The following is a 25,988-nucleotide window of genomic DNA, read 5'->3' on the forward strand; positions in this document are numbered from 1 at the left end:
GCGCGAAGGGCGCGCCTTTGCCCACCCTACGGCTCTGTCGCCCGCGGCTTGCTACGCCCCCTGATCGAACGCCTTGCGCAAGGCGACATAGCCCTGCTGCTGCTGGCTCCAGTTGCGGCCGCCGGTCATGGCGCCGTCGATGACGAGATCGTGGCCGTTGATGAAGCTGGATTCGTCGCTCGCCAGGAACACCGCGGCGTGGGCGATGTCGTCAGGGAGACCGGCGCGCGGGATCGGCTGCGCAGTCTTGTAGACCTCGCGCATCACCGCCGGCGTCTTCTCGGCGGCGTCGGTCGACAGTCCCAGCGCCTTGCCGAAGATGCCGGTCGCGATCGCGCCGGGCGAGATCGAGTTGACGCGCACATTGGACTCGCCGAGCTCCATCGCCACGCATTTGGTGAGATGGATCACGGCCGCCTTGGCCGCGCCATAGACCATCGAGGACGAGAACCCGGCCAGACGGCCGGCGATGCTGCCATTGTTAATGATGCTGCCAGAACCCTGCTTCTTCATGATAGGCGCGGCATGCTTCATGCCGAGCAAGACGCTGCGTATCAGCGTCGCCATCGCCGCGTCGAACCGATCGACCTCGAGGCCCTCGATGCCCCCGGTCTGCGCCGGCCCGCCGGCGTTGTTGAAGAGACAGTCGATCCGACCGAATTTGTCGACCGCGAGCGTGATCAGCGCCTGCATCTGCGCTTCCACCGTGACGTCGGTCTGGCGGAAGATGCAGGCGGCCCCCAGCTGCTTCGCCAGTGCCTCGCCTTCCGGTGCGCGGCGACCCGCGATCACAATTTTGGCACCTTCGGCAACGAAGACTTCCGCCGTACGCAATCCGATACCGCTCGTCGCGCCTGTGATGACCGCAACCTTGCCGTCCAGCCTGCCCATGGAATGTTCCCGTTTTTCGAATGATTTGATTTTCAGATGGCGACACTGACAGATGACGGCGCCGCGACGGTCACTATTCCCGCCGGCCCGTGGCATAGCAAGCTTTGCTTGCGCTTCCGACATGCGTAACATTCGCCACCATCGCTCGACTTTTGAACGGGCGTCGCGACCGGGCTGGGCATGGGGAAGCTGATCGACGAGTTCCGCAAGGGCTGGCAGGGCGTGGCACCGCCATCGCTCGGCCTGAGCCTCGCCTTCGCGGTCGTCTGCCTGTTGATTGCGACGCTGGCGCGCTGGGCTCTCGCGCATGTGCGGCCCGACGTCTACTTCACGCCCTACTTTCCCGCCGTGTTCTTTGCCACCGCCTTCGGAGGCTTCCGGATCGGCATCGTCACCGCGCTGGTCGGCGGCGTGCTCGGCGTGGTCCTGAATTTCGGCGACGCCTTTGCCGATCGCGCCCGGTTTGCCCTGCTGACACTCTATTGGGTGGTCTGCGCGCTCACCATCTGGGGCGTCGAGCATTATCGCTCGCTGCTGATCGAGCAGCGCCGGATTTCCAGGCGCCTGATCGAGGAAGAAGAGTATCGCAAGCTGCTGGTCGACGAGCTCCAGCACCGGCTGAAGAACAAGTTGTCGACGGTGCACGCCGTGCTGCACCAGGTGCTGCACGACCAGCCGCAGGTCTGGGCCCGGATCGACCCGAGGCTGCGCTCGCTGGCCACGACCGACGATTTGATCTCGAAGATCGACAAGGCGGGCTGCGACATTCGCGATCTCCTGATCGCGGAGCTCGGGCCTTACGGCCACGTCCGCTTCACGCTCAATGGTGACCGGCTGTTCCTGCCGCCGAAGCTCGCGGTGACGCTGTCGCTGATGTTTCACGAACTCGCCACCAATGCGGGCAAATATGGCGCGTTCTCCGCGCCGCGCGGATTGTTGCAGGTGTCATGGACGGTCACCGGCGACCGTCTGACCATCACCTGGGATGAGACCGAGGGACCGAGCATCGGCGAGATATCGCCGCCGGGCTTCGGCACCAAATTGCTGAAATCGGCGCTATCGGCCTTCGACGGCAAGGCCGAGGTCTCCTATCTGGCCACCGGCCTGCATTGCACCATGCAATGCCGTATCCCCGCGAGCGGCTGAGGAACAGCAAACTCGGTAAGTCGAGCTACTGAAGCTTCCACAGCGTCATGGCCGGGCTTGTCCCGGCTATCCACGATCTTTGTTTGCGGCAGCCAAGAACGTGGATGCCCGGGACAAGCCCGGGCATGACGACCTCTGATCGCGCAACAAGACTCCCTCCAAGCGACAGCGACCCGCGCGCTCCGCTCGCGGTTTCGCCGGGTGCATTGACACTCTGTTAATGACGATCGGCGGCGCGCGTCGCATCGTCGCAAGTTTCGTCCAAAACACCCCCGTATTTCTTCGGACCCCTTAACCAAACCTAAGAGGGAACTGAGCAAGATCGCGCCCATTGCAAAGGCGCGCTGAACAAGAAGATTCATGACTTCTATGAACGACAACAGATATTCCGGCGCGAGCGAAGCTGAACTCGGATTCCTCAAGGAAATCGTTAGAATGCTGCCGGCCGGCCTGACCGTGCAGGACGCGCACGGCGAGCTTCTGCTGGTTAACGATGCCGCGGCCGCCCAGCTCGGCATCGATGGCAGCCGCCCCTCACCCGATCTGACGCCGCGCCGCGAAGCCTGCCGGCGGGCGCTGAGCGTCGGCCAGGCCGTCGTCACCGAGGAAGCCCTTCACGACGGCGCGGCGCGCCAGGTGCTGCTCACGACCCATCGCCCCGTCCGCCTCGCCGGACGCGAGCTCCTGATCTCGGCGTCCTCCGACATCACCGAGCAGAAGAACTTCGAGGACCAGCTGTTCCGCTCGGCCTATTTCGACGAGCTGACCGGGTTGCCCTCGCGGCGCGTGATCGAGCATCGCGCCAACGGTCTCCTCGCAAAGGATCGCGACGGCGAACGGTTCGCGCTGGCCTTTCTCGACGTCGACAATTTCAAGCACATCAACGACTATTACGGCCACGCCGTCGGCGATGCGCTGCTGGTCGAGCTGTCGAAGCGGCTCGGACGCGACTTGCGCGATTCCGACATGCTCTCGCGCATCTCCGGCGACGAATTCCTGCTGCTGCTCTCGCCGATCCAGAGCCAGGAGGAAGTCGCCGAATTCATGCAATCGACGCTGGAGCGGCTGACCGCGCCGTTCTTCATCGACAATTCGGAAGTCTTCGCCTCCACCTCGGTCGGCGTCAGCCTCTACCCCGATCACGGCCGCAGCTTCGAGACGCTGCGCCAGAACGCCGACATCGCGATGTATCGCATCAAGAACGACGGCAAGGGATCGGCCGCCTTCTTCGATGCCAGCATGGAGCGCGAGGCGCTGGCGCGGACGAAGGTCGAGCAGTCGCTGCGGCTCGCCATCCTGGAGAAGCGCTTCTGCTGCGCGTTCCAGTCCAAGGTCGACATCCGCACGCAGGCCGTGAAGGGCATCGAGGCCCTGGTGCGCCTGCGCGACGACGACGGCGTGATCCAGGCGCCCGGCTCGTTCATCAACCTCGCCAGCGAGCTCGGGCTGATCGACGAGCTGACCCATCTCGTGCTCGCCGAGATCGTCAAGTCGATCGACCTGATCAACGAGACCTTCGGCGCGGAAGCGACCATCAGCATCAATGTCGCCGCCAAGCAGGCCGGCAACCCGGAGTTCATGCGCAGCTTTGCGCAGGCGCTGGACGACACCGGCTTTCCGCAGCGGTTCATGATCGAGGTGACCGAAGACGCCTTCGTCGCCAAGAATCATTTTCAGGCCGAGATTCTGCCGATGTTCCGCAAGCTCGGCGTCGGCATCTCGATCGACGATTTCGGCACCGGCTATTCCTCGCTCTCGGCGCTCGCCGACATCACCGCCGACGAGATCAAGATCGACCGCTCCTTCATCACCGACATCCATAAGCGCCCGCGCAGCCAGGGCATCTTGCGCGCGATCGAATCCTTGAGCGAAGCGCTCGGCATGACCGTGATCGCCGAAGGCCTCGAATCCTACGAGGAGCTCGCCTACCTCCAGGCCGCGACCAAGATCCGCTACGCCCAGGGCTATTACTTCTCCCGTCCGATCTTCCTGGAGGAGCTGAAGCTCGCAACGCCCGCCTCCAGCGAATCGCGCGCCAGCGTGGCAAGCCGCCCGACGCAGCAGAACCGCCAGGGTTATTCGCGCGCGAGCGCGTATCGACGGTAGGGCACAAGCGGCGCGCAACACCTCAATGTTGTCCTGGCGAATGCCAGGACCCATTACCCCGGTCAGCGTTTTTTCGTGACTGGGTAACCACGAGTCTTCGCCAAACCACCTTTCGGGGTAATGGGTCCTGGATCTGCGCTCCACTTCGTTACGCTTGTCCACGACGACGCCGGGGGACGGACCCGGCAAGCAACCCAATTCCCCTTTGCAATCGCTACCCTTTTGCTAAGAAGCAGCCAGACTTCCCGCGAGGTACGTCATGCCCGCCGCCTCCATCAGCGATCCCGCCTATCTCCGTGCGCGCGCGATGGAGACGCTGTTCGAGCGGCTGGAAAAGCTGTGCGAGGGTGCGATCGCGATCGACCGCGGCGGACGGGTCGTCTACGTCAACGAAAAATATCTCACGGCGCTCGGCCTCAAGCAGACCAGCGAGGCGATCGGCCGGCCGATCGAGGAGGTCATTCCGAACAGCCTGATGCGGCGGGTGGCCGAGACCGGCGAGCCGATCCTGCTCGACATCATGGAGCTCGGCGGCGAGCAGCTGGTCGTCACCCGCATGCCGATCGAGGACGAGGGCGGCGAGGTGATCGGCGCGATCGGCTTCGTGCTCTATGACCACCTCGAAAGCCTGAAGCCGCTGCTGGCCCGCGTCGCCCAGCTCGAGAGCGATCTGCGGCTGGCGCGGCGGCAATTGTCCAATGCCCGTGCCGCACGCTTCACCTTCGCCGATTTCGTCGGCACGACGTCCGCCATCGCTCGAGCCAAGGAGCTGGCAAGCCGCGCCGCACGGCAGAGCGTCACGGTGCTGCTGACCGGCGAGACCGGAACGGGCAAGGAGATGCTGGCGCAGGCGATCCATAACGCCTCATCCCGCGCCGAGAGGCCGTTCGTCAGCGTCAACGTCGCCGCGATTCCCGACACGCTGATCGAGTCGGAGTTCTTCGGCACCGCGCCGGGGGCCTATACCGGTGCGGACCGCAGGGGGCGCGAGGGCAAATTCCGCATCGCCGACGGCGGCACGCTGTTCCTCGACGAGATCGGGGAGATGCCGCTGCAATTGCAGGCCAAGCTGCTGCGCGTGCTCCAGGAACGCGAGATCGAGCCGGTCGGCTCGGACAAGATCTCCAGGGTGGACGTGCGCGTGGTCGCCGCCACCAACGTGGATCTGCGCAAACGCGTCAGTGACGGCGTGTTCCGGCCCGATCTCTATTATCGTCTAAACGTGCTCTCGATCGATCTACCGCCGCTGCGCCAGTGTCTCGATGACCTCCCTGACATCTGCGCCCGGCTGATCGAGGACATCAGCGCATCCGGCGACTATGTCAGCGCCAAGATCACGCCGAGCGCGCTCGCCGCGCTTGCGCGCTACGACTGGCCGGGCAACGTCCGCGAGCTCCGCAACATCCTGGAGCGGGCGCTGATCCTCAGCGATTCCGGGCGGCTGACCGGCGACGACTTCGTCCACATCCTGCCGGTCGGCGCGGATGCAGGCCCGGCGCCGGCGCAGCCGATGACTGGATCGGTCGTTCCTTACGCCGAAGCAGAGGCCGAGTTCGAGAAGAAGACGCTCGAGCATGCGCTCGCTGCCAGCAACGGCCAGATCGCGGAAGCCGCGCGCATGCTCCGTATCTCGCGGGCGACCTTCTACAAGAAGCTCGCCAAGTTCGGCCTCGCGTCGGGATCGCCGCCCGTCTGAGTTTCGAGACGGCGCGTGTCCGGAGTCTCGGATTCCTGACATCGGGGCAGCGGCCGTCACCTGACGCTCTCGTCGATAATTGCCGCATTTTCAGCCATTCTCGCGCAAAGCTTAGCATCTGGCGCAGAGCTTGCTCTAGGCCAGCGAGAGGAAACGCATGGGCTGATTGCAAGGCCGAGATCGTTAACGCGAATTGCTCGCGGCTTGCGACAATCCGGCACGCATACGTCAACAGACTGTCATATGCAGCCTCATGCAAACACTGCCGGAAGGCGGAATTGCAATGTCTGCACACTTGTGCAAATCGCTGTGACCAAGGCAGTTCATTCAAGGAGGAACCATCGTGCGTCGATCGCTCATCATAGCAACAACCATCCTCGCGCTCGCCGCGGTCACCTCCGCACGGGCCGACGATCTCAAGGTCGCGCTGATCTACGGCAAGACCGGTCCGCTCGAGGCCTATGCCAAGCAGACCGAGACCGGCCTGAAAATGGGCTTTGAATATGCCACCAAGGGTACGATGACGCTCGACGGCCGCAAGATCGTCATCATCACCAAGGACGACCAGGGCAAGCCCGACCTTTCGAAGGCCGCGCTCGCGGAAGCCTATCAGGACGACAAGGCCGACATTGCGATCGGCACGACCTCGTCTGCCGCGGCGCTCGCCATCCTCCCCGTCGCCGAGGAGAACAAGAAGATCCTGATCGTCGAGCCCGCGGTCGCGGATCAGATTACCGGCGAGAAGTGGAATCGCTACATCTTCCGCACTGCGCGCAACTCCTCGCAGGACGCGATCTCCAACGCGGTCGCGATCGGCAAGCAGGGCGTTACCGTCGCAACGCTGGCGCAGGACTACGCGTTCGGTCGTGACGGCGTCGCGGCCTTCAAGGAGGCGCTCGCCAAGACCGGCGCGACGCTCGCCGCGGAAGAATATGCCCCGACCTCGACCACCGACTTCACCGCAGTCGGCCAGCGCCTGTTCGACGCGCTGAAGGACAAGCCAGGCCGCAAGGTGATCTGGGTGATCTGGGCCGGCGCCGGAAATCCGCTGGCCAAGCTCCAGGACATGGACCCGAAGCGCTACGGCATCGAGCTGTCGACCGGCGGCAACATCCTGCCGGCGCTCGCGGCCTATAAGGGCCTGCCCGGCATGGAAGGTGCGACCTATTATTTCTACGAGATCCCGAAGAATCCGGTGAACGACTGGTTCGTCGCCGAGCACCAGAAGCGCTTCAATTCACCGCCGGACTTCTTCACCGCGGGTGGCTTCGCCGCCGCGATGTCCGTCGTCGCCGCCGTCACCAAGGCGAAGTCGACCGACACCGAGAAGCTGATCACGGCGATGGAAGGGCTGGAGTTCGACACGCCGAAGGGCAAGATGGTGTTCCGGAAAGAGGACCATCAGGCGCTCCAGAGCATGTATCACTTCAAGGTCAAGGTCGATCCGAACGTCGCCTGGGCCGTGCTCGAGCCGGTGCGCGAGCTGAAGATCGAAGACATGGACGTTCCCGTCCGCAACAAGCGGTAGGGATGGTGCTCACCTCTCCCGCTTGCGGGAGAGGTCGGATCGCATCGTCAGATGCGATCCGGGTGAGGGCTCTGTCCTCTTGGGGGTTCTCGCTTGCGGAAACACCCTCTCCCCTGCCCTCCCCCGCAAGCGGGGGAGGGAGCGCAGCGTGCCCTCGCGGTTAGATCCTCATCTCATCATTCGCCCGACACCCATGACGCTGACCCTCGAAACCCGCGACCTCACCATCCGCTTTGGCGGCCATGTGGCGGTCAACAACGTCACCTGCACGTTCCGCCCGGGCGAGCTCACCGCCATCGTTGGGCCGAACGGCGCCGGCAAGACCACTTACTTCAATCTGATCTCGGGCCAGCTCCGCGCCTCGAGCGGCAGCATCCTGTTCGACGGCACCGACATCACCCAGCACTCCGCCCCGATGCGGACCCGTGCGGGTCTCGGACGCGCGTTCCAACTGACAAACCTGTTTCCGAACCTCACCGTCGAAGAGAACGTCCGCCTCGCGGTGCAGGCCGCCAGCGGCACGCATTACGACATGCTGCGGCCCTGGATGGTGCGCCGCGACCTGATCGCGCGTGCCGACGCCATCCTCGACCAGGTCGCGCTCGGCAGCCGCCGCGGCGTGGTCGCGACGGTGCTGTCGCATGGCGACCAGCGCAAGCTCGAGGTTGCCTTGATGATCGCGCTGGAGCCTAAGGTGTTCATGTTCGACGAGCCGACCGCCGGCATGAGCATCGACGAGGTGCCCGTCGTCCTCAACCTGATCGCGCAGCTCAAGCAGGACAGCAGCAAGATCATCCTGCTCGTCGAGCACAAGATGGACGTGGTCCGCTCGCTCGCCGACCGCATCATCGTGCTGCATAACGGCCAGCTTGTTGCGGACGGCAAGCCTGCCGAGGTGATCGCTTCGCCAATCGTGCAGGAAGCCTATCTCGGCGTTGCGCCCAAGAACTCGGCAGAGAGCGCAGCATGACCGACCTTCTCAAACTATCCGGCGTGCATACCCACATCGGCCGCTATCACATTCTCCAGGGCATCGACCTCGCCGTTCCGCAAGGACAGACCACGATGCTGCTCGGCCGCAACGGCGCCGGTAAGACCACGACGCTGCGCACCATCATGGGTCTGTGGCAGGCCTCGCATGGCGAGATCAGCCTCGCCGGGATGCGCATCGAGAGCCGCGCTACGCCCGACATCGCCCGGCTCGGCGTCGGTTATGTGCCGGAGAGCATGGCCGTGTTCTCCGACCTCACGGTCAAGGAGAATCTGGTGCTGGCAGCGCGCGACGGGCCGCTCGACGACACCCAGCTCGACTGGATCTTCGGCTTCTTCCCGGCGCTGCGCCGGTTCTGGCTGTCGCGTGCCGGAAGCCTCTCGGGCGGACAGAAACAGATGTTGTCGATCGCGCGTGCCATCATCGAGCCGCGCAAGCTGCTCCTGATCGACGAGCCGACCAAGGGCCTCGCGCCCGCCATCGTGATGGCGCTGATCGAGTGCCTGAAGGAGATCAAGCGCAAGGGCGCCACCATCCTCTTGGTCGAACAGAATTTCTTCGCCGCCCGCGAGCTCGGCGACAGCGTGCTGGTCATGGACAACGGCACCATCGTCCACCGCGGCGAGATGGCGGCACTCGCCGCCGACGTGTCGCTGCAGGAGCGGCTGCTCGGCCTGAGCCTGGAGGCGCACCAGTGACTGAACTCGCCGCGAATGATCCGCTGCCGAAGCCGAAGCGCGACCTGGCGCCAATCCTGCTGCCGGTGGCGCTCGCCCTGCTCATGATCCCGCTGATCGGCTCGACCTCTTCCTGGCTGACGCTGACCGCCGCGAGCCTCGCCATGGGCATGATGATCTTCATCATGGCTTCCGGACTCACACTCGTGTTCGGCCTGATGGACGTGCTCAATTTCGGCCACGGCGCCTTCATCGCCGTCGGCGCCTATGTCGCCACCCTGGTGCTGGCGCCGTTCGCGGCCTCCCTTCAGGCCGATTCGCTGTGGGTGAACCTCGCGGTGCTGGCGCCGGCCGCGCTGCTGTCGATGGCGGTATCAGGCGCGCTCGGCCTGATCGTCGAGCGCGTGCTGATCCTGCCCGTCTACGGCCAGCATCTGAAGCAGATCCTGATGACGACGGGCGGCCTGATCGTCGCCGAGCAGACGCTCTATGCGCTATGGGGACCTCAGATCATCCCGATGCCGCTGCCGACCTCGCTGCGCGGCTCCTTCATCCTCGGCGACGTCGCGATTGCAAAATATCGCGTGCTGGCGATGCTGATCGGCCTTGCCATCTTCATCGCAATCCAGCTCGTGCTCAACCGCAGCAAGCTCGGACTTCTGATCCGCGCCGGCGTCGAGAACCGCGAGATGGTGGAGGCGCTCGGCTATCGCATCCGCCGCCTGTTCCTCGGCGTGTTCATGACGGGATCGGCGCTCGCCGGTCTCGGCGGTGTGATGTGGGCGCTCTATCGGGAGCAGGTTCACGCCTCCATGAGCGACGACCTCACCGTGCTGATCTTCATCGTCGTCATCATCGGCGGGCTCGGGTCGATCGGCGGCTGCTTCATCGGCGCGATCCTGGTGGCGATGGTGGCCAATTACGGCGGCTTCCTCGTGCCGAAACTCGCCCTCGTCTCCAACATCCTGCTGATGGTCGCCATTCTGATGTGGCGGCCGCGCGGCCTCTATGCGGTGACCAGCCGATGATGATCCTCTCCGGCGACCCGCCGCGCAGCCGCGTCCTGACCCTCGTTCTCGTCCTCATCATCCTGGCGCTGGCGGCAACGCCGTTCCTGTTCCCGGGCGCCAAGGCGCTGAACGTCGCGGCCAAGATCTGCGTCTTCGCCGCGCTGGTTGCGTCCTACGATTTGCTGCTCGGTTACACCGGCTCGGTCTCGTTCGCCCACACCATGTTCTACGGCATCGGCAGCTACGCGATCGCGATCGCGTTGTACGGGATGGGCCCGAACTGGGCTGCGGTCGCAACCGGCATCGTCATCGGCCTGCCGCTCGCAGCTCTGCTTGCACTCGCGATCGGGCTGTTCTCGCTGCGCGTCGCCGCGATCTTCTTTGCCATGATCACGCTCGCGGTCGCTTCCGCCTTCCAGGTGCTGGCCTCGCAGCTCTCCTGGCTGACCGGCGGCGAGGACGGGCGCAGCTTCCAGCTGCCCGAACTGCTGCGCCCCGGCACCGTGCTGATCTCGAAGAACCTGTTCGGCTTCGAGATCAACGGCCGCATCCTGACTTTCTATCTGGTGTTCGCCGTCTCCGCCCTGATGATCCTCGCCCTGCTGCGGGTGGTGAACTCGCCGTTCGGGCGCGTGCTCCAGGCGATCCGCGAGAATCGTTTCCGCGCCGAGGCGCTCGGCTTCCGCACCGTATTCCACCTGACCTACGCCAACTGCCTGGCCGCACTGGTCGCCGCGAGCGCCGGCATCTTGAACGCGCTATGGCTGCGCTATGCTGGGCCCGACACCTCCCTCAGCTTCTCGATCATGCTGGACATTCTGCTGATGGTCGTGATCGGCGGCATGGGTACGATCTACGGCGCGATCATCGGCGCCACCATCTTCATCCTCGCGCAAAACTATTTGCAGTCGCTGATGGGCGTCGCCTCCACGGCGGCGTCGGAAGCCGGCCTGCCGCTGCTGCCGGGGCTGCTGCATCCCGACCGCTGGCTGCTGTGGCTTGGACTGCTGTTCATCGCCAGCGTGTATTTCTTCCCGACCGGCGTGGTCGGACGGCTGCGCAAGGCCGGCAGCGACAAGAGCGCGGGCGCCTCGCATTAAGCCGCGATTAACGATGCACCGCAGCGGTTGCGGCACGCATGACACAACCATGACGAGATTCGCGCCAAGCGACATGAGGGTGAGCCTGCACAACCGGATTAATGCTCAGGTAACTGGCTTTCCTAAGGTTTAGGCCATTTGTGTGGTGTATTCCTGTTCCTCCAGGGAGGGGGAATGCGCCAAATCGTTGCAGGCATCGCAGCCGGAATGTCCCTAGCCGTGAACAACGGCTGGAGGGCGGCGGCGATTCGGCGTGGCCCCGTCCTGTGGTTGACCTTGTGCGGTGTGCTGCTGGTCGCGGGGATCTTCGCCGTGACCGCCATGGCCGTCGGCGAATTCCGCGAGCGGACCCTGGTCAACCGCGAGCGCGAGCTGGAAAACACGGTGCAGCTGATTGCGCGGCACTTTGATCAGCAGTTCGAAGACTCCGACGTCGTCGCCGCCGATGTGACCGCGCAGATGAACCTGCCGGAGATCACCTCGGCCGCGATGTTCCGCGAGCGCATGTCCGCGCCTGCGATGAACCAGATGCTGCGCAGCAAGATCAGCTCGGTGTCCTATCTCGGCGACATCGCGATCTACGATGCCGAGGGCGACCTGATCAACTGGTCGCGGGCCCAGCCCCTGCCCAAGATCAACGTCTCCTCGCGCGCCTATTTCCAATCGTTTAAATCCGACCCGACGGCTGAACCGGTCATCCTGGAGTCTGTTCGCAGCTTCATCATCGACAAATGGACCACGATCGTCGCACGGCGCCTGAACGGCGCTGACGGCAGCTTCCTTGGTGCGATGGTCCGGCGGATCGATCCGGACAGCTACCAGCAATATTTCGCATCCGTCGCGCTGGCCGAGGGCACCGCGATCTCGCTGTTCGATCGCGAAGGCAAGATGCTGGCGCGCTATCCGCACGCCGAAGAATTGATCGGACGGAGCTTCAAGGATGCGCCGCTGATGCAGAGGGTGCTGACCAAGGGCGGTCAGCACACGCTGCGCGTCAGGAGTCCGGTCGACGGCGAGGAGCGGCTCGGCTCCGCCGCGTCGTTGACGCATTTCCCGCTGGTCATCGTCGCGACCAACACCACCAGCGCCGCGCTGGCCGACTGGCGGCAGCAGACCGGCTTCATGGTCACGACGGCGACACTTTCGGCCGCCGTGATCGCGCTGATCCTCTATCTGATCATTCGTCAGATCAACCGGCAGAACCGCGAGGCCCAGGAGCGGATCGAAGCCGAACGACTGCGGCTCGACACCGCGCTGAACAATATGTCGCAAGGGCTGATTCTGTACGACGCCGCCGGATACATCGTCACCTGCAACCGCCGCTATGCTGACATGTTCGGCCTGTCCCACGACGTCATCAAGCCCGGCTGCCACATCCACGAGGCGATGTACCATCGCAAGGAGCGCAATGCGTTCAGCGGCAACGTCGAGGAATTTTGCGCCGAGGTGATGAGGGGCGTCGCCGAAGGCAAGGTCGCCAAGAGAATACATCAGCTGCCCAACGGCCGCGCCTTCCAGGTCATCAACACTCCGCTCGCGCAGGGCGGATGGGTCGCTACGATCGAAGAGATCACCGAGCGTCGCAATCTGGAACAGGAGCGGGACCGCAACCACACCTTCCTGCGCGAGATCATCGACCACATCCCCTCGCAGATCACGGTGAAGGACGCCCTGACACGCCAATATCTGCTGATCAACCGCACCGCCGCGGAGCAGTTCGGCCAATCGCGCGAAGACATCGTTGGCAAGACCCCCTTCGACATCTACCCGGCCGACACCGCAAGTATCGTCACCGACGATGACAGCAAAGCGCTGCAGTCGACCACGGGATTGTCCAAGGACGAGCATGCCTGGCCGAGCCAGACCTTGGGGTTGCGCTACATCACCTCGACCCGGATCGGCATTCGCGATGAAGCCGGCGAGCCGCGCTACCTCATCAATGTCGTCGATGACGTCACCGAGCAGCGGCGCGCCGACGAGAAGATCGCTCACATGGCGCATTACGATGCGCTGACCGACCTGCCGAACCGCACGCTGTTCCGCACACAGATTGAACGCGAGCTGGCGAAGGTCGCCGGCGGCGAGCAGTTCGCGCTGCTCTACATCGACGTCGACGAATTCAAGGGCATCAACGATTCGCTCGGACATCACGTCGGCGACGAGCTGTTGAAGGCGATCGCGGGCCGTCTGCGCGGCTGCCTGACGCAGGGCGACCTGATCGCGCGGCTTGGCGGCGACGAATTCGCGGTCATCCAGACCGGGATCCGGTCCTCTGCCGAGGTTGTGTCGTTCGTGACGCGGATCTACGAGGCGATCCGGCAGCCCTATCATTGTCTCGGCCATCAGCTCTCCACCGACGCGAGCATCGGGATTGCGCTGGCGCCGAAGGACGGCTCCGATCTCGATCAGCTCATCAAGAATGCCGACCTCGCCATGTACGGCGCCAAGGCCGAGGGACGCCGCACCCACCGCTTCTTCGAACCGGCGATGGATGCGAGCGCCAAGGCGCGCCTGACCATGGAGCAGGATCTGCGTCAGGCCCTGGTCAACGGCGGCTTCGAGATTCACTACCAGCCGCTGGTCGATCTCCGCTCCGGCGAGGTCTCCGGCTGCGAGGCGCTGCTGCGCTGGCGTCATCCCGAGCGCGGCATGGTGTCGCCGGCGGAATTCATTCCGGTCGCCGAGGACACCGGCCTGATCAACGAGCTCGGCGATTGGGTGCTGCGCATGGCCTGCAACGAGGCCGCGACCTGGCCTGCGCATGTCCGCATCGCGGTCAACGTCTCGCCGGTACAGCTCAAATGCGACACGCTGGCCTTGCGGATCGCCGGCGCGCTCGCGGCGTCTGGGCTCGACCCGCGACGGCTCGAGCTCGAGATCACCGAGGCCGTGCTGATCCGCGACGACGAGGCGGCGCTCTCGATCCTGCACCAGCTCCGTGCGATCGGCGTGCGCATCGCGCTCGACGATTTCGGCACCGGCTACTCCTCGCTCAGTTATCTCAAGCGCTTCCCGTTCGACAAGATCAAGATCGACCGCTGCTTCGTCGCCGACATCGCGGAGACCAGCGGTGCGCCGGTCATCGTTCAAGCCGTCGTGAACATCGCCGCCGCCAGCAGCATGACCACGGTCGCCGAGGGCGTCGAGACCGAGGCCCAGCGCGAGATGCTGCGCGCGCTCGGCTGCACGGAGATGCAGGGCTATCTGTTCAGCGCGCCGAAGCCGGCCAGCGAGGTGCGAAAGCTGTTCGGCTCCGGCAGTGCCGGACCGGTGGCGGCGGTGGCGTGATGGCGAAGTCGCGCAAGAACTCCACGAAGACCGTCGACGTCGCGGATTCCTACGCGGTGCGGCTGATGCAGCACCTGGTGGTGCCAACCTTCGTGATCGACCCAAAGCGCCGCGTCGTGATCTGGAACAGGGCCTGCGAGCGGCTGACCGGCGTCGCCGCCTCGGATGTGATCGGCACCACCAGGCATTGGCAGGCCTTCTATGAGACCAGGCGCCCCTGCCTTGCCGACCTTGTCGCGCTCGACCGGCCGGAGCAGCTGCCGGAATTCTATTCGGAATATGCCGCGCGCGGCCATAACGGCCTCGGCTTCAGCGCCGAGAACTGGTGCGTGATGCCGAAGCTCGGCAGCCAACTCTATCTCGCCATCGATGCCGGCCCGATCCACGACGAGGCCGGCAACCTGATCGCGGTGGTGGAGACGCTGCGCGACCTCACCGACCAGAAGCGCGCCGAGATGACGCTGAAGGAGCTCGCCACCAAGGACGGGCTGACCGGCCTGTCGAACCGCCGCGCCTTCGACCAGATGCTGATGAGCGAATGGGCCCGCGCCCAGCGGACGCAGAAGCCGCTGACGCTGCTGTTCGTCGACGTCGACCATTTCAAGCTGTTCAACGACCGCCACGGCCATCAGAGCGGCGACGAATGCCTGCGTGCGGTCGCCGCCGCCGTCAGCCGGCACGCCCTGCGTCCGCTCGACCTCGCGAGCCGCTATGGCGGCGAGGAATTCGCGCTGATCCTGCCGGACATGGATTGCGACACCGCCTGCACCGTCGCCGAGGAGATCCGCTGCGCGGTCATGGCCTTGCAGATCGCCCACGGCGCCATGGGGGCCGGCGACCATGTCACCCTCAGCGTCGGCGTCGCAAGCCACGTTCCCGGCGGCGCCGATGGCAGCCCCGATCGACTGCTCGGCGCCGCCGACGAGGCGCTCTATGTGGCCAAACGGCTCGGCCGCAACCGCGTCATCTGCGCCGAAAGGGTGCTTGCCGAGTTCGCCGCCCTCGGCCGGGACGCCGCAGCGGTTCCGGCCCCTGCCCGGCGCAAATCGGCTTGAGCGCAAGCGACGAGAACCGGTTGCCCGCCCCTCGCCAATCGGCTACATGAAACCTCGACTAGCACCCGTAGCTCAGCTGGATAGAGCGTTGCCCTCCGAAGGCAAAGGTCACACGTTCGAATCGTGTCGGGTGCGCCAGCCTTATCGCCCTTTGCAGACCGGCACTCACGTCAGCATCGAGACGATCGCCTGAATCTGGTCGGAGGCTGACGTCACGAGACCGTCGTAAGACGTCTGGCCGTGCGCGGCGGCCTTCAGAATGCATTCGGCGACGGCCGCTTTCAGGCCGAAGACCGATTGATGGGCCGGTACGCTCGCCATCACGGTCTCCAGCGCTTGACGCATCGTGTGAATGAGTTCGGAGCTGTATTGCATTGGCCTGTCCTCCGCCGGCTCATATTAGGTCGCATGACCATGCTTGCCACTCACAAGCCTGAGATCGCTCTTTGAAGCGGTCGAGACTGAATGCCTCAATTCAAACGCCAGATGGCCGCATTGAGCACGCCGGCAAACGCGACCCAGGCTGCATAGGGCACGAACAATGCCGCGGCCAGCCTGTCTCGTGACATCTCCAGACCGATGTAGGTCACGATCGCGACGAACAGACCGATGAGGATGACGAGCGCAGCGCCGATCTGGTGCATCGTGAACATCACCGGAGACCAGATGAAATTGAGGGCCAGCTGCGCGGCCCAGACCAGCATCGCTTTGCCCATTGGTTCACGGCGAAAGGTCCGCCAGCCCGCAACAGCGATCATGATGTAGAGGATCGTCCACGCCAGGGGAAATGCCCAGTTCGGCGGCACGAAGCCCGGCTTGGCGAGACCCGCATACCACTCTCCCGGCAGATTGGTCGCGCCGATCAGCCAGCCAAGGCCTACCACGGCGACGACGAAGACCGACAACGGGAACATCCTTCACCTCGCGCATCTCATCGCGTAATCGTATCATCGCTCCATGAGCGAATCCGACACGGTGACCGGCGATGCTTCGCCCGTCCGCAAGATCATCCATATCGACATGGATGCTTTCTACGCGTCGGTGGAACAGCGCGACAATTCGGAGCTGCGCGGAAAGCCGGTCGCGGTCGGAGGCTCCGCGGAACGCGGCGTCGTCGCGGCCGCCAGCTATGAGGCCCGCAAGTTCGGCGTTCGCTCCGCCATGCCATCCGTGACCGCGAAGCGGCAATGTCCCGATCTGATCTTCGTCAAACCGCGCTTCGAGGTCTACAAGGCGGTCTCCAGGCAGATCCGTGACATCTTTGCCGAGCATACTCCGATCATCGAGCCCTTGTCGCTCGACGAGGCCTATCTCGACGTGACGGAGAACCTGCAAGGCATCCCGCTGGCACGGGACATCGCCTTGCTGATCCGAGAGAAGATCAAGGCCGAGACGGGCCTCAACGCGTCGGCGGGCATCTCCTACAACAAGTTTCTGGCAAAGCTCGCCTCCGATCATCGCAAGCCCAACGGTCAGTTCGTGATCTCGCCGGAGATGGGACCAGCCTTCGTCGAGCCGCTGCCGGTCGGTAAGTTCCATGGAATAGGTCCGGCAACAGCTGCGAAGATGAACGCGCTCGGCATGTTCACCGGTCTCGACATCCGCAACCAGACGCTGGAGTTCATGAATGCGAACTTCGGCAAGTCGGGCGCCTATTACTATTGGATATCACGCGGCGTCGACGAACGGCCGGTCCGGGCCAACCGCATCCGCAAATCCATCGGCGCGGAGAACACGTTCTCGACCGATCTCACCGAGTTCGACGCGCTGGTTGCCGAGCTCAGGCCTCTCGTCGACAAGGTATGGCGGCATTGCGAGGCGACCGGCAACCGGGGCCGCACCGTGACCCTGAAGATCAAGTTTGCCGACTTCGAGATCATCACGCGCAGCCGGTCTGTCCCGGCGACGGTTGCGGGACGAGACGATCTGGAGCGGCTGGCCTGCGGCCTGCTCGAAATCGAGATGCCGCTGCCCAAGCGCGTCAGGCTGCTGGGGGTCTCGCTGTCTTCGCTCCAGGCCGGGGACACCTCGGAGCCGCAGCTGACGTTGAGCATTTGAACCAGGGAACCCTCGGCCAACGCGACATCTTTATCCGCGACGCGGGTCCAAACCTGTCGTAGAGACATCAAAACACGATTTTTCGCGATTGATGTTGGAATGCTTGCCTTATTGATACGCCTCGGACTGCGCTTCGAAGACCGCATCGAGGAGCGGCGGTTTGTCGACCAATACGTCCGAGGCAGTCTCGGGTGGACGCAGATCGCGATGCTGCTCGGTGCCGCCACCTATGCCGGTTACACCATCTGGGATTGGGTGCTCTACCCCGAGATCGTTCCGACCACGCTCGCCATCCGCGGCGGCACCGCCCTGTTCGTGCTGCTCCCGCTGACCGCGCTGCTGTCACGGCGGTGGATGAAGCCATGGGCCGAGACGATTTTCCTCGTCTATTGCGTCATTCCCGGCTGCATCCTGCCGAGCATCTACCTCGTTCTGCCGTCGGGCTTCACCTTTGCCGCTCCCGGCATGATGATGATCATCCTGTTCGTCTCGACCATGTTGCCATTGCGGATCGGCTCGCTGGCGATTTTCTGCTTGCTGTCGTGGGTGGCGCTGCTGGTCGCCGAGACGTTCGCGCTGACGATGCCGACGGGCCTGAGATTCATCAATCATTCTCTCGTCGGGAACGCATACGCATTGTCGCTCTATGCTGTGGCTGCGCGCGAATACCGGGCGCGAAGGCAGTTCCGGACATCCGAGGCGCTGCAACGGGAAAAAGAGCGCTCGGAGAAATCGCTGCGCGATCTCCGCGCGACCCAGGAGCACCTCGTACAGGCAGAGAAGCTCGCTTCGCTCGGGCAGTTGGTGGCGGGCGTGGCTCACGAGGTCAGCACCCCGCTCGGCCTTGCCCTGACGACCTCGACGACCATGCAGACGGATCTACAGGCAATGGCCGACGTCTTGGGTGGCGCGTCGGTCCGGCGGTCCGATCTGACGAAGGGAATTGACAGGCTCAAGCAGGGGCTCAACCTGACCTTCGATAATTTGCACCGCGCATCCGAGATGGTGCATGGCTTCAGGCAGGTCGCGGTACATCAAGCCGACGAGGACCGGCGCACGTTCGAGCTTAACGATTGGCTGTCGGAGTTGATATCCAGGCTCGGACCATTGCTGTCGCATCATGGCCTGACGGTCGACGTGCAATGCCCGGCGGGAATCCAGCTCAACAGCTACCCCGGAGCGCTTGCGCAGGTGATCAGCAATCTCGCTCTCAATACCGCCGGGCATGCTTATCCCGACAAGAGAGGCGGCAAGTTCGTCATCACGGTCAGCCAAACGGATTCGAAATCAGTCCGCCTCGTCTGCGCCGACGAAGGCGTCGGAATTCCCGACCATCTGCAGGCGCACATCTTCGATCCGTTCGTCACGACAAGTCGTGAGAAGGGCAATACTGGTCTGGGACTGCATATCGCGTTCAATCTGGTCACCTCATCGCTCAACGGGCGCTTGCGACTTGAGAGCAAGGCGGGTCCGGGAACTCAGATCGCGATCGAGATTCCCGCCGAAGACAACTTTGCACGCGAACCACGAAGTCTCGAGGCCTGACGCTATTGCGAGCGGTTCTGTCTCGATCTTCGAGGCAGTGCCTGACGTGAACCTGACAGACCCGTCTCGATTTCAATTCGACGCCTCGTTTTGAGCAAGATGCATTCATCGCGTTCCGTTTGCGCGCGATCGACGCAAATTTTTTTGCGCATGCAGTTTGCTCGCGCCATTCAAATGACACGTACTGACGGATAGTCGTCCGCGTTTCGCGACGTTGCTCACGCGCGACAAGTTCGAAGTCTCTCACGCGCGGTGATCAGCGCATGAGCGGCGTCCGATTGATCGCACGTGCATGAAGCGCGCCTCGCATGAAAATCGAAAAGACAAACTGTCATTGATTCACCGTCTCGCTTTCGAACTGCGCCTGAAGCTTTCGTTGTTCGCTGCTCGAGGAGCTGATCGTGACTCAACTCAACATGCATTTCTCCGAGGACGAGCAGTCCCGGAAGGTACGGAATGGCGCGCTCGCCGCGATCGTCACTCAGGTCGTGCGCGTTGCGACACAGACCGGATCTGTGATCCTGCTCTCGCGCCTGCTGACGCCAGTCGACTTCGGCACTTATGCAATGGCTTCGCCGGTGCTCGCCTTCGCGGTGCTATTCCAGGATCTCGGTCTTGGACACGCGACCGTACAGAAGGACGAATTGACCCAGACCGAATTGAGTGCGCTGTTCTGGGTGAACCTCTCCGTCGGCGCGGTACTGGCGGTCACCCAGGTGGCGCTATCGCCACTTGTCGCCAGGTTCTACAGCGTGCCGAATCTCGCCCCACTGACCTCGGGCATGAGCGTCACGTTGCTGCTGAGCGGCGCCGACGTCCAGCATCTGTCGTTGCTGACGCGCCAGATGAGATTCTGGACGCTGGCGGGCCTGGAATCCGCGGCCGCACTCACTGGACTAGCGACCTCGGTCGTGGTCGCGCTGGTCTATCACAGCTATTGGGCCATCCTCGCGGGCAGCCTGGCATCGGGCCTGGTGCTCGCGGGCGGCGCGTGGCTGAGTTCTGGATGGTTGCCGTCGAAGCCCGGCTCGATCACGGCTGCACGCGATATGCTGAACTTCGGGCTCGGTGTGACCGGCTACAATTTTGCCGAATTCCTGTCCCGCAACACCGACGGGGTGCTGATCGGCAAAGTCTGGGGGACAGCCTCGCTTGGCGCGTATAACCGCGCCTACCGGCTGCTGCTGTTTCCGCTTCAGCAAGTCAGCAACCCGATGGTGCGGATCATGCTGCCGACGCTGTCGGGCCTGCTGAAGGAGCCCGAGCGCTACCGGGAGTCGTTTCGTCGCGCGGTACTGCCGGCGTTCCTCCTCGTGTTGCCTGGCGTCGCCTTCATGATCGCATCCGCCGACACGCTTGTCGAAACCCTGCTCGGCGGCCAATGGAGCGAAGCTGCGCCGATCTTCGTCGCCCTCGGCATTGCCGGTCTGCTACAGACCAGCAACAGTCCGGCCACTTGGCTGTTCCTTAGCCAGGGCCGCGCCAAGGAATACATGCGCTGGGGCCTGTTCAGTGTCGCAACATCGATTGTCGCCTTCATATGCGGACTGCCGTTCGGACCAGTCGGCGTCGCCAGTGCATATTCGATCAGCGAGTGCGTGCGCACGCCCATCCTGTGGTGGCTGATTGGGCGAAGCGGCCCGGTGCGTCATCGAGATCTCATGAAAGTCGTCGGGCCTCATCTCGCCGGTGCCCTCGCTTCCGTCGTGACCGTGTCTCTGCTGCATCGCTGGCTGCTCACACGTTCGATCGGTGGGATTCCCGATTTGGCAGCCTGCTTCGTTTCTTATGTGGTCTCGCTCGCGATCGTCGCGCTGTTTCCGGCCTGTCGGAGAGAAATGTGGCGCTACGCACGCAGCGTCCGTGGCGGATAATGCGATCGGCTCCAAGCTCGTTGGCAAGACAACAGAGCTGACTGCCACGTGACAGGCACGCCAAAGCCGCGCGCCACGGGAGCGACCTGCACTTCACCGTGGCGCACGTGTCTTAGAAAGTCCCGTTCGGGGTTCGATCAATGCCTCACATGCTCGAACACGACGATCACGCCGGTCGGCTCGGGCTCGTGCGCCATCAGGCGCGTCAGGTCGGAATCGCCCCAATCGGCGAGACTGACGACTTCGCCGCTCTGGCGGTCGGCGCCGAGCGACGGTGTGGGTTCGAGGACCTTGAGGCCCGTCTCGTCGACGAAGAAGGTGTGTTCGCCGAACATGCTGTTGAGTTGCGGCATGGCCGGATGCTCGTCGGGCAGCACCTGAGCGCCGAGTTGGTTGACGGTCTGCTTCACTTGTTCGGATGTGAGCTTCATGAGCTGCTCCGTTCTGTCACGTCGGGTTTCATTGAGCTGAGCCAGAGCGGACGTTCCCTGCGCCGGTGTGCGCCTGGCTCAAACTCCCGAACAAGTGCTGCGCACAAATGTTCCCGAGAAATGCATTTCGTGATCGCGCGTCGCATCTGCCGCGCCGGCGGCACGAGATCGCCACAGGATGCACACGATCTGGCCGACGACCACGCTAATCGACGGCTTCGACGATGCGGATGTCGCGGTCGGCGCCGTCTCCGAGCAGGTCGTGAGCGGCCTGGTAGGCCGGGCTCGCATAGGCGGCCCTGGCGCTCTCGACGCTGTCGAACTCGATGAGAACGACGCGTTCCATCTGGCCCAGCTCGAAGGCCGCAGCCGGCACCCCGCGTGCGAGCACACGCCCCCCAGCCGCTTCGATCGCCGGACGCGACAATTTGGCGTAGGCCGCCATGGCGTCGGGGTTCTTGATCGCGCGATAGGTCGCAACCCAATAGGCTTTTGCCATTCTTGTTCTCCTGATTTCCAGTGGTGATCCGTTACTCGCCGCGGTTCTCTCCGACCGACAGCGCGCAGATGCGCGACAGATAAGTGTAGGGCAGACCGGTCTCCTCCGCCCAGGCGTTGAACTGCGCCTGCACCTTGGCGAGGTCGCCCTTCGATTTCACCTCTTCGGCGATGTCGAGACCTGTATCGCGCAGGCAGGCCACCACGTCCTTGGAGGTCACAAAGCCGTCCCAGCCAACGAAGCGCAGCAGCATCTGGCCGGTATTTCCGCCTAACCGGCTGCCGCGCTTGGTCAGGAGATCGAGCAGGCCGATCTCGTCGGATGACGGCCATTTCGCCAGAAACCTGCCGAAGCTGCCGTGCTCCTGCGCAATCTCCTGGACGAAAGCGGCGTTGTCGCGCACCGACATGATCTTGGCGCCGTTGCGTACGATACGCGCATCGCTCAGCAGGCTTTCCCAATAATCCTCGGGCTGGAAGCTGAGCTTGGCCGGCTGGAAATGCAGGAAGGCGTCTTCAAAGCCGTCCCATTTCGTCTCGATCACGCTCCAGGCAAAGCCGGCGCAGAACACCCGCTTTGTCATTTCGGCGAGGATGCGATCGTCGCCGAGCTTGGCCAGACGCTTCAGGTCCGGCTTTGCCGGCATCAATTTCTCCAGCGCCTTGGGCCCGCCCTTGCGTTTCTCGGCGCGGGCACGAATGGACTTGAAGGAGGGCATATGGAGATCCGCGTTGAGGGTCCGCCACGACATCAGAATTCGATGACCCGGTCCAGACCTCAGACGCCCGGACCCGCTGCGTCAGCATCTTCGCGCGCGCGACTGCTGCGGGGACTTGCTCCGCTCCGCGTCACTGTCATGCGCGAGAAAGTGAAGGCACCTCCTCGGGCATGATTGCCTGGAGGCCGCCGAAGCGGCGTTCGCGGCCATGGAAGGCGGCGAGCGCCTCGGCGAGAGCGCCCGCATCGAATTCGGGCCACATCCGCTCGGTGAAGTGCAATTCGGCATAGGCGCCTTCCCAGAGCAGGAAGTCCGACAGCCGCTTCTCGCCCGACGTGCGGATGATGAGATCGACGTCGCGAAGACCGGCCTCGCCGGTGACGAGTTGCGAGAAGGCTTCGCGCGTGAGGCTTGTCAGCGCCGCCGCCTTCGCGGCGGCATTGAGGATGGCGTCGCGCGCGGAATAGTCGACCGCGATGCGCAAATGCAGCGTGCTGCCATTGGCAGTGGCCTGTTCGGCGCGCGCGATGGCGGTGGCGATGCCGTCGGGCAGCCGGTCGCGGCGACCGATCACGGTGAGGCGCACGCCGTTCTTGACGAGGCTCTGCACCTCATTGGCGAGATAGAAGCGCAGCAAGGTCATCAGCGCGGCAACCTCGGCCTTCGGCCTTCGCCAATTGTCGGTGGAGAAGGCGTAGAGCGTCAGCGTGCCGATGCCCTGCTTAGGCGCGGCCTCGACGATGCGGCGGATCGCCTCGACGCCGGCCTCGTGGCCGCGCACGCGCGACAGGCCGCGTCGTGTCGCCCACCTGCCGTTGCCGTCCATGATGATACCGACGTGAAGCTTGTCGTCGCAGGACACGAGGTTACTTTGCATTACAAAGTCTCCGGTCAAAAAGGGGGGATCAGGTCGAAACGATGCCGAGGCGTCCGAGCGGCGGCCCCTCGCGGCCGGCAGCCTTGGCGGCGTCGCGCACGAGGCGTTCGAGCACGGCCAGATAGTCGAGGAAACGGCGGCGGCCTATCTTGGTCAGGCGGCAGGTCGTGTGCGGGCGATTGCCCTCATAACCCTTGGTCACCTCGACGAGGCCGGCCTCCTGGAGCACGGCAAGGTGCCGGCTGAGATTGCCGTCGGTGAGGCCGCAGAGCTGCTTGAGGTCGGCGAATGCCAGCCCCTTGGGATGCGCCATCAGCGAGGTCAGGAGTCCAAGCCTCGCCTTCTCGTGGATCACGCGATCTAGTCCTTCGTAAGAGAAGGGCGCGCTGTCAGTCTTCGGCATCATGGTCTCCGGACGCGAAATACAGAATGGCCGCCATCATCGACTGCCCCACCACGAAGGGAAGGCCCATGGTCCATGGAGACAGCGTGTGGGTTCGGCTCGCGAGCACCACTACTGCAAAGCCGGAAACAAAATACCAGGCGCCCGCGAACGCGACTGTGCGCGGCAGCGAGCGGATCGAGGCGAAAATGCCGAGCGATACCAGGATCTGCCACAGGCCCGGCAGCAGCCACAGCGTCTCGCTTGCGAACTTCCACATCACCACCGCGAGCAGCACACCGGCAACGCCTGCGGGCAGGAACTGCTCGACCGCCTGGTAGATCATGGCATCGGCCAAACCCGAATGATGACGGCGCGAACGCGCGCGCATCTCGATCCCGATCACGAGGCCGGACAGCACAGCGGCAATGAACCAGCCGAGGAAGAAACCGATCGGCTCGCCCGTGGGATCGCCGAGCAGCCAGAATTGCAGGATCGCGGTGACCAGCGCGACGGCGCCCGTCGCGGCCATGGTCGCCGGGCCGTAGCCGCGGAAGGCGGTGCCGGCCGCGATCTGGCTGCGGATCGCCACGATGTCGGCCAGTGCCTTGTCGAGATCGCGCATTGGCAACGCCAAAACCTTCGTTCCACCCCAGCGTTCCGGGACTGCACGCCCCATCACTTTGTATTGCAAAGTATATAGCACCGCAAAGTAAAGGCAAGACCCGAAGTTGCGACAGCCAGATCGGACCTCGACGAACAACTGGCGGTTGCGCCACGCATGTTCCGGCGGATAAGATGTATCCAAGCGTTTCCGGGGGCTGGTATGTGGCTTAAGTCATTTGTCGTTGCGTCGTTATTGCAGTTGGGTCTCGCCGGAGCCGCGAATGCGGCGGGGCCGTTTGGCAGTGTCAAGATCGGCAACTGGATCGGCGGCGCTTTCAGCAACGATGAGACCGGCGCCTTCTCCCATTGCGCCGCAACTGCGCCCTACGCCAACGGCGTCATTCTCGTCGTCGCCCAGAATTCTGCCGGCTCATGGCTGCTGAGTTTTGCGAGCCCCAGCTACCGCTTCAGCAAGGGCGAGAACGCTGCAATCGACGTCATTTTCGACGGACAGGAACAGGCCCGGCTGTTCGCCACGGCCAATCAGTCGAACATGCTCACGGCTGTCATGCCCGCCAACGTTACGCGCACGTTTCAGAAGGCGAGCCTGATGGTCGCAACGAGTGGGCGCACTGTCCTGAATTTCGACCTGACCTCGGCCGGGACCGTGATCGCGGCGTTGGCCAATTGCGTCACGAGAATGAAAGCCGACGGGCTGAGCAAGGCCGGTGATTTCACCAAGGCCGCAGCAAAGCCAGCAGCGACGGCGGACAAGCAAGGCACGCCCGCCGCCAAGCCGGGACGGACCGGAAGCTTCAGCGGCACCGGCTTCGTGGTCAGCGCGGGCGGACACATCGTGACGAACAATCACGTGATCGACGGCTGCATCGGCGACATTAAGGGCAACCTCACCGGCGAGGCGGCGATGGTGTTGCGCGTGGTGTCCAGGGACTCCACCAATGACCTTGCTCTGCTTCAGGCACCGGGAACGACGACTTTCAAGGATGTCGCGAAGATCCGCGACCGTTCGATGAAGTCAGGCGATTCCGTGGTCGCGATCGGCTTTCCCTTTCATGGCTATCTCACCTCGGATTTCACGGTGACGAACGGCATCGTGAGCTCGCTCAGCGGACTGCGCAATGACACCAGGCACTTGCAGATCAGCGCAGCCGTCCAACCCGGCAATAGCGGCGGGCCGTTGTTCGACATGTCAGGTCAGGTGGTCGGCGTGGTCTCGGCGAAACTCGACGCCCTGAGAGTGGTGAGGACGACAGGGGCGCTCCCCGAGAACATCAACTTCGCCATCAAGACGGGCGCGCTGCGCGATTTCCTCGACAATTCCGTGGTGCCCTACCAGACCGCGGAGCCGAAGGGCGAGCTCAAGACCACCGACATCGCCGGCAACGCCCGCGCCTATACGATGCTGATCTCGTGCAACGGCACGGAGCAGGCGGACGCGAAGCGCTGACGCCGCCATCGCGCGCGCAAGAAAAAAGCCCTGCCGAACGGC

Annotated in this window: 23 protein-coding genes and 1 tRNA gene; 15 read left to right on the plus strand and 9 right to left on the minus strand. The window is 63.9% G+C overall.

Annotation, left to right across the window (positions count from 1 at the left end; genetic code table 11):
* Nucleotides 1-51: 51 nt before the first annotated feature.
* Nucleotides 52-891, minus strand: a complete 840-nt coding sequence (locus NLM27_RS31500) for an SDR family NAD(P)-dependent oxidoreductase (protein ID WP_254146981.1) — start codon at nucleotides 889-891, stop codon at nucleotides 52-54.
* A 180-nt stretch (nucleotides 892-1,071) separates the two neighbouring features.
* Here NLM27_RS31500 and NLM27_RS31505 point away from each other — a divergent pair, with 180 nt between their 5' ends.
* The 11 genes from NLM27_RS31505 (at nucleotide 1,072) to NLM27_RS31555 (ending at nucleotide 15,626) form a co-directional block, all read left to right on the plus strand.
* The gene (locus tag NLM27_RS31505; RefSeq protein ID WP_254146982.1) at nucleotides 1,072-2,037 is read left to right on the plus strand and encodes a sensor histidine kinase; all 966 of its coding nucleotides are present in this window, start codon (nucleotides 1,072-1,074) and stop codon (nucleotides 2,035-2,037) included.
* 369 nt (nucleotides 2,038-2,406) lie between these two features.
* A complete protein-coding gene (locus NLM27_RS31510; RefSeq protein ID WP_254148980.1) occupies nucleotides 2,407-4,143 on the plus strand; it encodes a bifunctional diguanylate cyclase/phosphodiesterase in 1,737 nt (578 codons plus the stop codon).
* A gap of 259 nt (nucleotides 4,144-4,402) precedes the next feature.
* Entirely contained in the window at nucleotides 4,403-5,839 is a 1,437-nt protein-coding gene (locus NLM27_RS31515; protein WP_254146983.1) for a sigma-54-dependent Fis family transcriptional regulator, read from the plus strand.
* Between the two features lie 343 nt (nucleotides 5,840-6,182).
* Nucleotides 6,183-7,367: a substrate-binding domain-containing protein gene (locus NLM27_RS31520; RefSeq protein ID WP_254146984.1), complete on the plus strand. Its 1,185-nt coding sequence runs from the start codon at nucleotides 6,183-6,185 to the stop codon at nucleotides 7,365-7,367.
* 193 nt (nucleotides 7,368-7,560) lie between these two features.
* The gene (locus tag NLM27_RS31525) at nucleotides 7,561-8,337 is read left to right on the plus strand and encodes an ABC transporter ATP-binding protein (protein WP_254148981.1); all 777 of its coding nucleotides are present in this window, start codon (nucleotides 7,561-7,563) and stop codon (nucleotides 8,335-8,337) included.
* Nucleotides 8,334-9,056: an ABC transporter ATP-binding protein gene (locus tag NLM27_RS31530; protein WP_254146985.1), complete on the plus strand. Its 723-nt coding sequence runs from the start codon at nucleotides 8,334-8,336 to the stop codon at nucleotides 9,054-9,056. The genes NLM27_RS31525 and NLM27_RS31530 overlap by 4 nt, the downstream gene beginning before the upstream one ends.
* A complete protein-coding gene (locus NLM27_RS31535) occupies nucleotides 9,053-10,063 on the plus strand; it encodes a branched-chain amino acid ABC transporter permease (RefSeq protein ID WP_254146986.1) in 1,011 nt (336 codons plus the stop codon). The genes NLM27_RS31530 and NLM27_RS31535 overlap by 4 nt, the downstream gene beginning before the upstream one ends.
* Nucleotides 10,060-11,145, plus strand: a complete 1,086-nt coding sequence (locus tag NLM27_RS31540; protein ID WP_254146987.1) for a branched-chain amino acid ABC transporter permease — start codon at nucleotides 10,060-10,062, stop codon at nucleotides 11,143-11,145. The genes NLM27_RS31535 and NLM27_RS31540 overlap by 4 nt, the downstream gene beginning before the upstream one ends.
* Nucleotides 11,146-11,319: 174 nt before the next feature.
* Nucleotides 11,320-14,433, plus strand: coding sequence for an EAL domain-containing protein (locus tag NLM27_RS31545; protein ID WP_254146988.1), 3,114 nt, complete (start codon nucleotides 11,320-11,322; stop codon nucleotides 14,431-14,433).
* Entirely contained in the window at nucleotides 14,433-15,488 is a 1,056-nt protein-coding gene (locus tag NLM27_RS31550) for a diguanylate cyclase (RefSeq protein WP_254146989.1), read from the plus strand. The genes NLM27_RS31545 and NLM27_RS31550 overlap by 1 nt, the downstream gene beginning before the upstream one ends.
* Nucleotides 15,489-15,549: 61 nt before the next feature.
* Nucleotides 15,550-15,626, plus strand: a tRNA-Arg gene (locus NLM27_RS31555).
* A 27-nt stretch (nucleotides 15,627-15,653) separates the two neighbouring features.
* On the opposite strand, the gene NLM27_RS31560 is transcribed toward NLM27_RS31555, so the two are convergent.
* Both NLM27_RS31560 and NLM27_RS31565 read right to left on the minus strand, forming a co-directional pair.
* On the minus strand, nucleotides 15,654-15,863 hold the full coding sequence (locus NLM27_RS31560) for a hypothetical protein (protein ID WP_254146990.1): 210 nt from the start codon (nucleotides 15,861-15,863) through the stop codon (nucleotides 15,654-15,656).
* Nucleotides 15,864-15,958: 95 nt separating this feature from the next.
* Nucleotides 15,959-16,402, minus strand: a complete 444-nt coding sequence (locus tag NLM27_RS31565) for a TspO/MBR family protein (protein WP_254146991.1) — start codon at nucleotides 16,400-16,402, stop codon at nucleotides 15,959-15,961.
* Between the two features lie 43 nt (nucleotides 16,403-16,445).
* On the opposite strand from NLM27_RS31565, the gene dinB reads away from it, so the two are divergent.
* The 3 genes from dinB (at nucleotide 16,446) to NLM27_RS31580 (ending at nucleotide 20,965) form a co-directional block, all read left to right on the plus strand.
* Nucleotides 16,446-17,546, plus strand: a complete 1,101-nt coding sequence (dinB, locus tag NLM27_RS31570) for a DNA polymerase IV (protein WP_254146992.1) — start codon at nucleotides 16,446-16,448, stop codon at nucleotides 17,544-17,546.
* A 99-nt stretch (nucleotides 17,547-17,645) separates the two neighbouring features.
* Entirely contained in the window at nucleotides 17,646-19,091 is a 1,446-nt protein-coding gene (locus NLM27_RS31575) for a sensor histidine kinase (RefSeq protein ID WP_254146993.1), read from the plus strand.
* A gap of 401 nt (nucleotides 19,092-19,492) precedes the next feature.
* Nucleotides 19,493-20,965, plus strand: coding sequence for an oligosaccharide flippase family protein (locus NLM27_RS31580; protein WP_254146994.1), 1,473 nt, complete (start codon nucleotides 19,493-19,495; stop codon nucleotides 20,963-20,965).
* A 137-nt stretch (nucleotides 20,966-21,102) separates the two neighbouring features.
* Here the strand turns inward: NLM27_RS31580 and NLM27_RS31585 are convergent, their stop codons facing one another.
* The 6 genes from NLM27_RS31585 to NLM27_RS31610 all read right to left on the minus strand — a co-directional run bounded on the left by NLM27_RS31585 (nucleotide 21,103) and on the right by NLM27_RS31610 (nucleotide 24,497).
* Entirely contained in the window at nucleotides 21,103-21,396 is a 294-nt protein-coding gene (locus tag NLM27_RS31585) for a hypothetical protein (RefSeq protein ID WP_254146995.1), read from the minus strand.
* Between the two features lie 205 nt (nucleotides 21,397-21,601).
* The gene (locus tag NLM27_RS31590) at nucleotides 21,602-21,895 is read right to left on the minus strand and encodes a DUF1330 domain-containing protein (RefSeq protein ID WP_254146996.1); all 294 of its coding nucleotides are present in this window, start codon (nucleotides 21,893-21,895) and stop codon (nucleotides 21,602-21,604) included.
* Between the two features lie 31 nt (nucleotides 21,896-21,926).
* On the minus strand, nucleotides 21,927-22,613 hold the full coding sequence (locus NLM27_RS31595; protein ID WP_254146997.1) for a DNA-3-methyladenine glycosylase I: 687 nt from the start codon (nucleotides 22,611-22,613) through the stop codon (nucleotides 21,927-21,929).
* Nucleotides 22,614-22,749: 136 nt separating this feature from the next.
* Entirely contained in the window at nucleotides 22,750-23,490 is a 741-nt protein-coding gene (locus tag NLM27_RS31600) for a di-trans,poly-cis-decaprenylcistransferase (RefSeq protein WP_254146998.1), read from the minus strand.
* A gap of 28 nt (nucleotides 23,491-23,518) precedes the next feature.
* Nucleotides 23,519-23,893, minus strand: a complete 375-nt coding sequence (locus NLM27_RS31605; protein WP_254146999.1) for a transcriptional regulator — start codon at nucleotides 23,891-23,893, stop codon at nucleotides 23,519-23,521.
* Nucleotides 23,880-24,497 (minus strand): hypothetical protein, encoded by a 618-nt coding sequence (locus NLM27_RS31610; protein WP_254147000.1) that lies wholly within the window; start codon nucleotides 24,495-24,497, stop codon nucleotides 23,880-23,882. The genes NLM27_RS31605 and NLM27_RS31610 overlap by 14 nt, the downstream gene beginning before the upstream one ends.
* A gap of 201 nt (nucleotides 24,498-24,698) precedes the next feature.
* Between NLM27_RS31610 and NLM27_RS31615 the strand changes: the two genes are divergently transcribed.
* On the plus strand, nucleotides 24,699-25,946 hold the full coding sequence (locus NLM27_RS31615; RefSeq protein ID WP_254147001.1) for a S1C family serine protease: 1,248 nt from the start codon (nucleotides 24,699-24,701) through the stop codon (nucleotides 25,944-25,946).
* Nucleotides 25,947-25,988: the final 42 nt, after the last annotated feature.

The sequence above is a fragment of the Bradyrhizobium sp. CCGB12 genome (genome assembly GCF_024199845.1).
Lineage (GTDB): Bacteria > Pseudomonadota > Alphaproteobacteria > Rhizobiales > Xanthobacteraceae > Bradyrhizobium.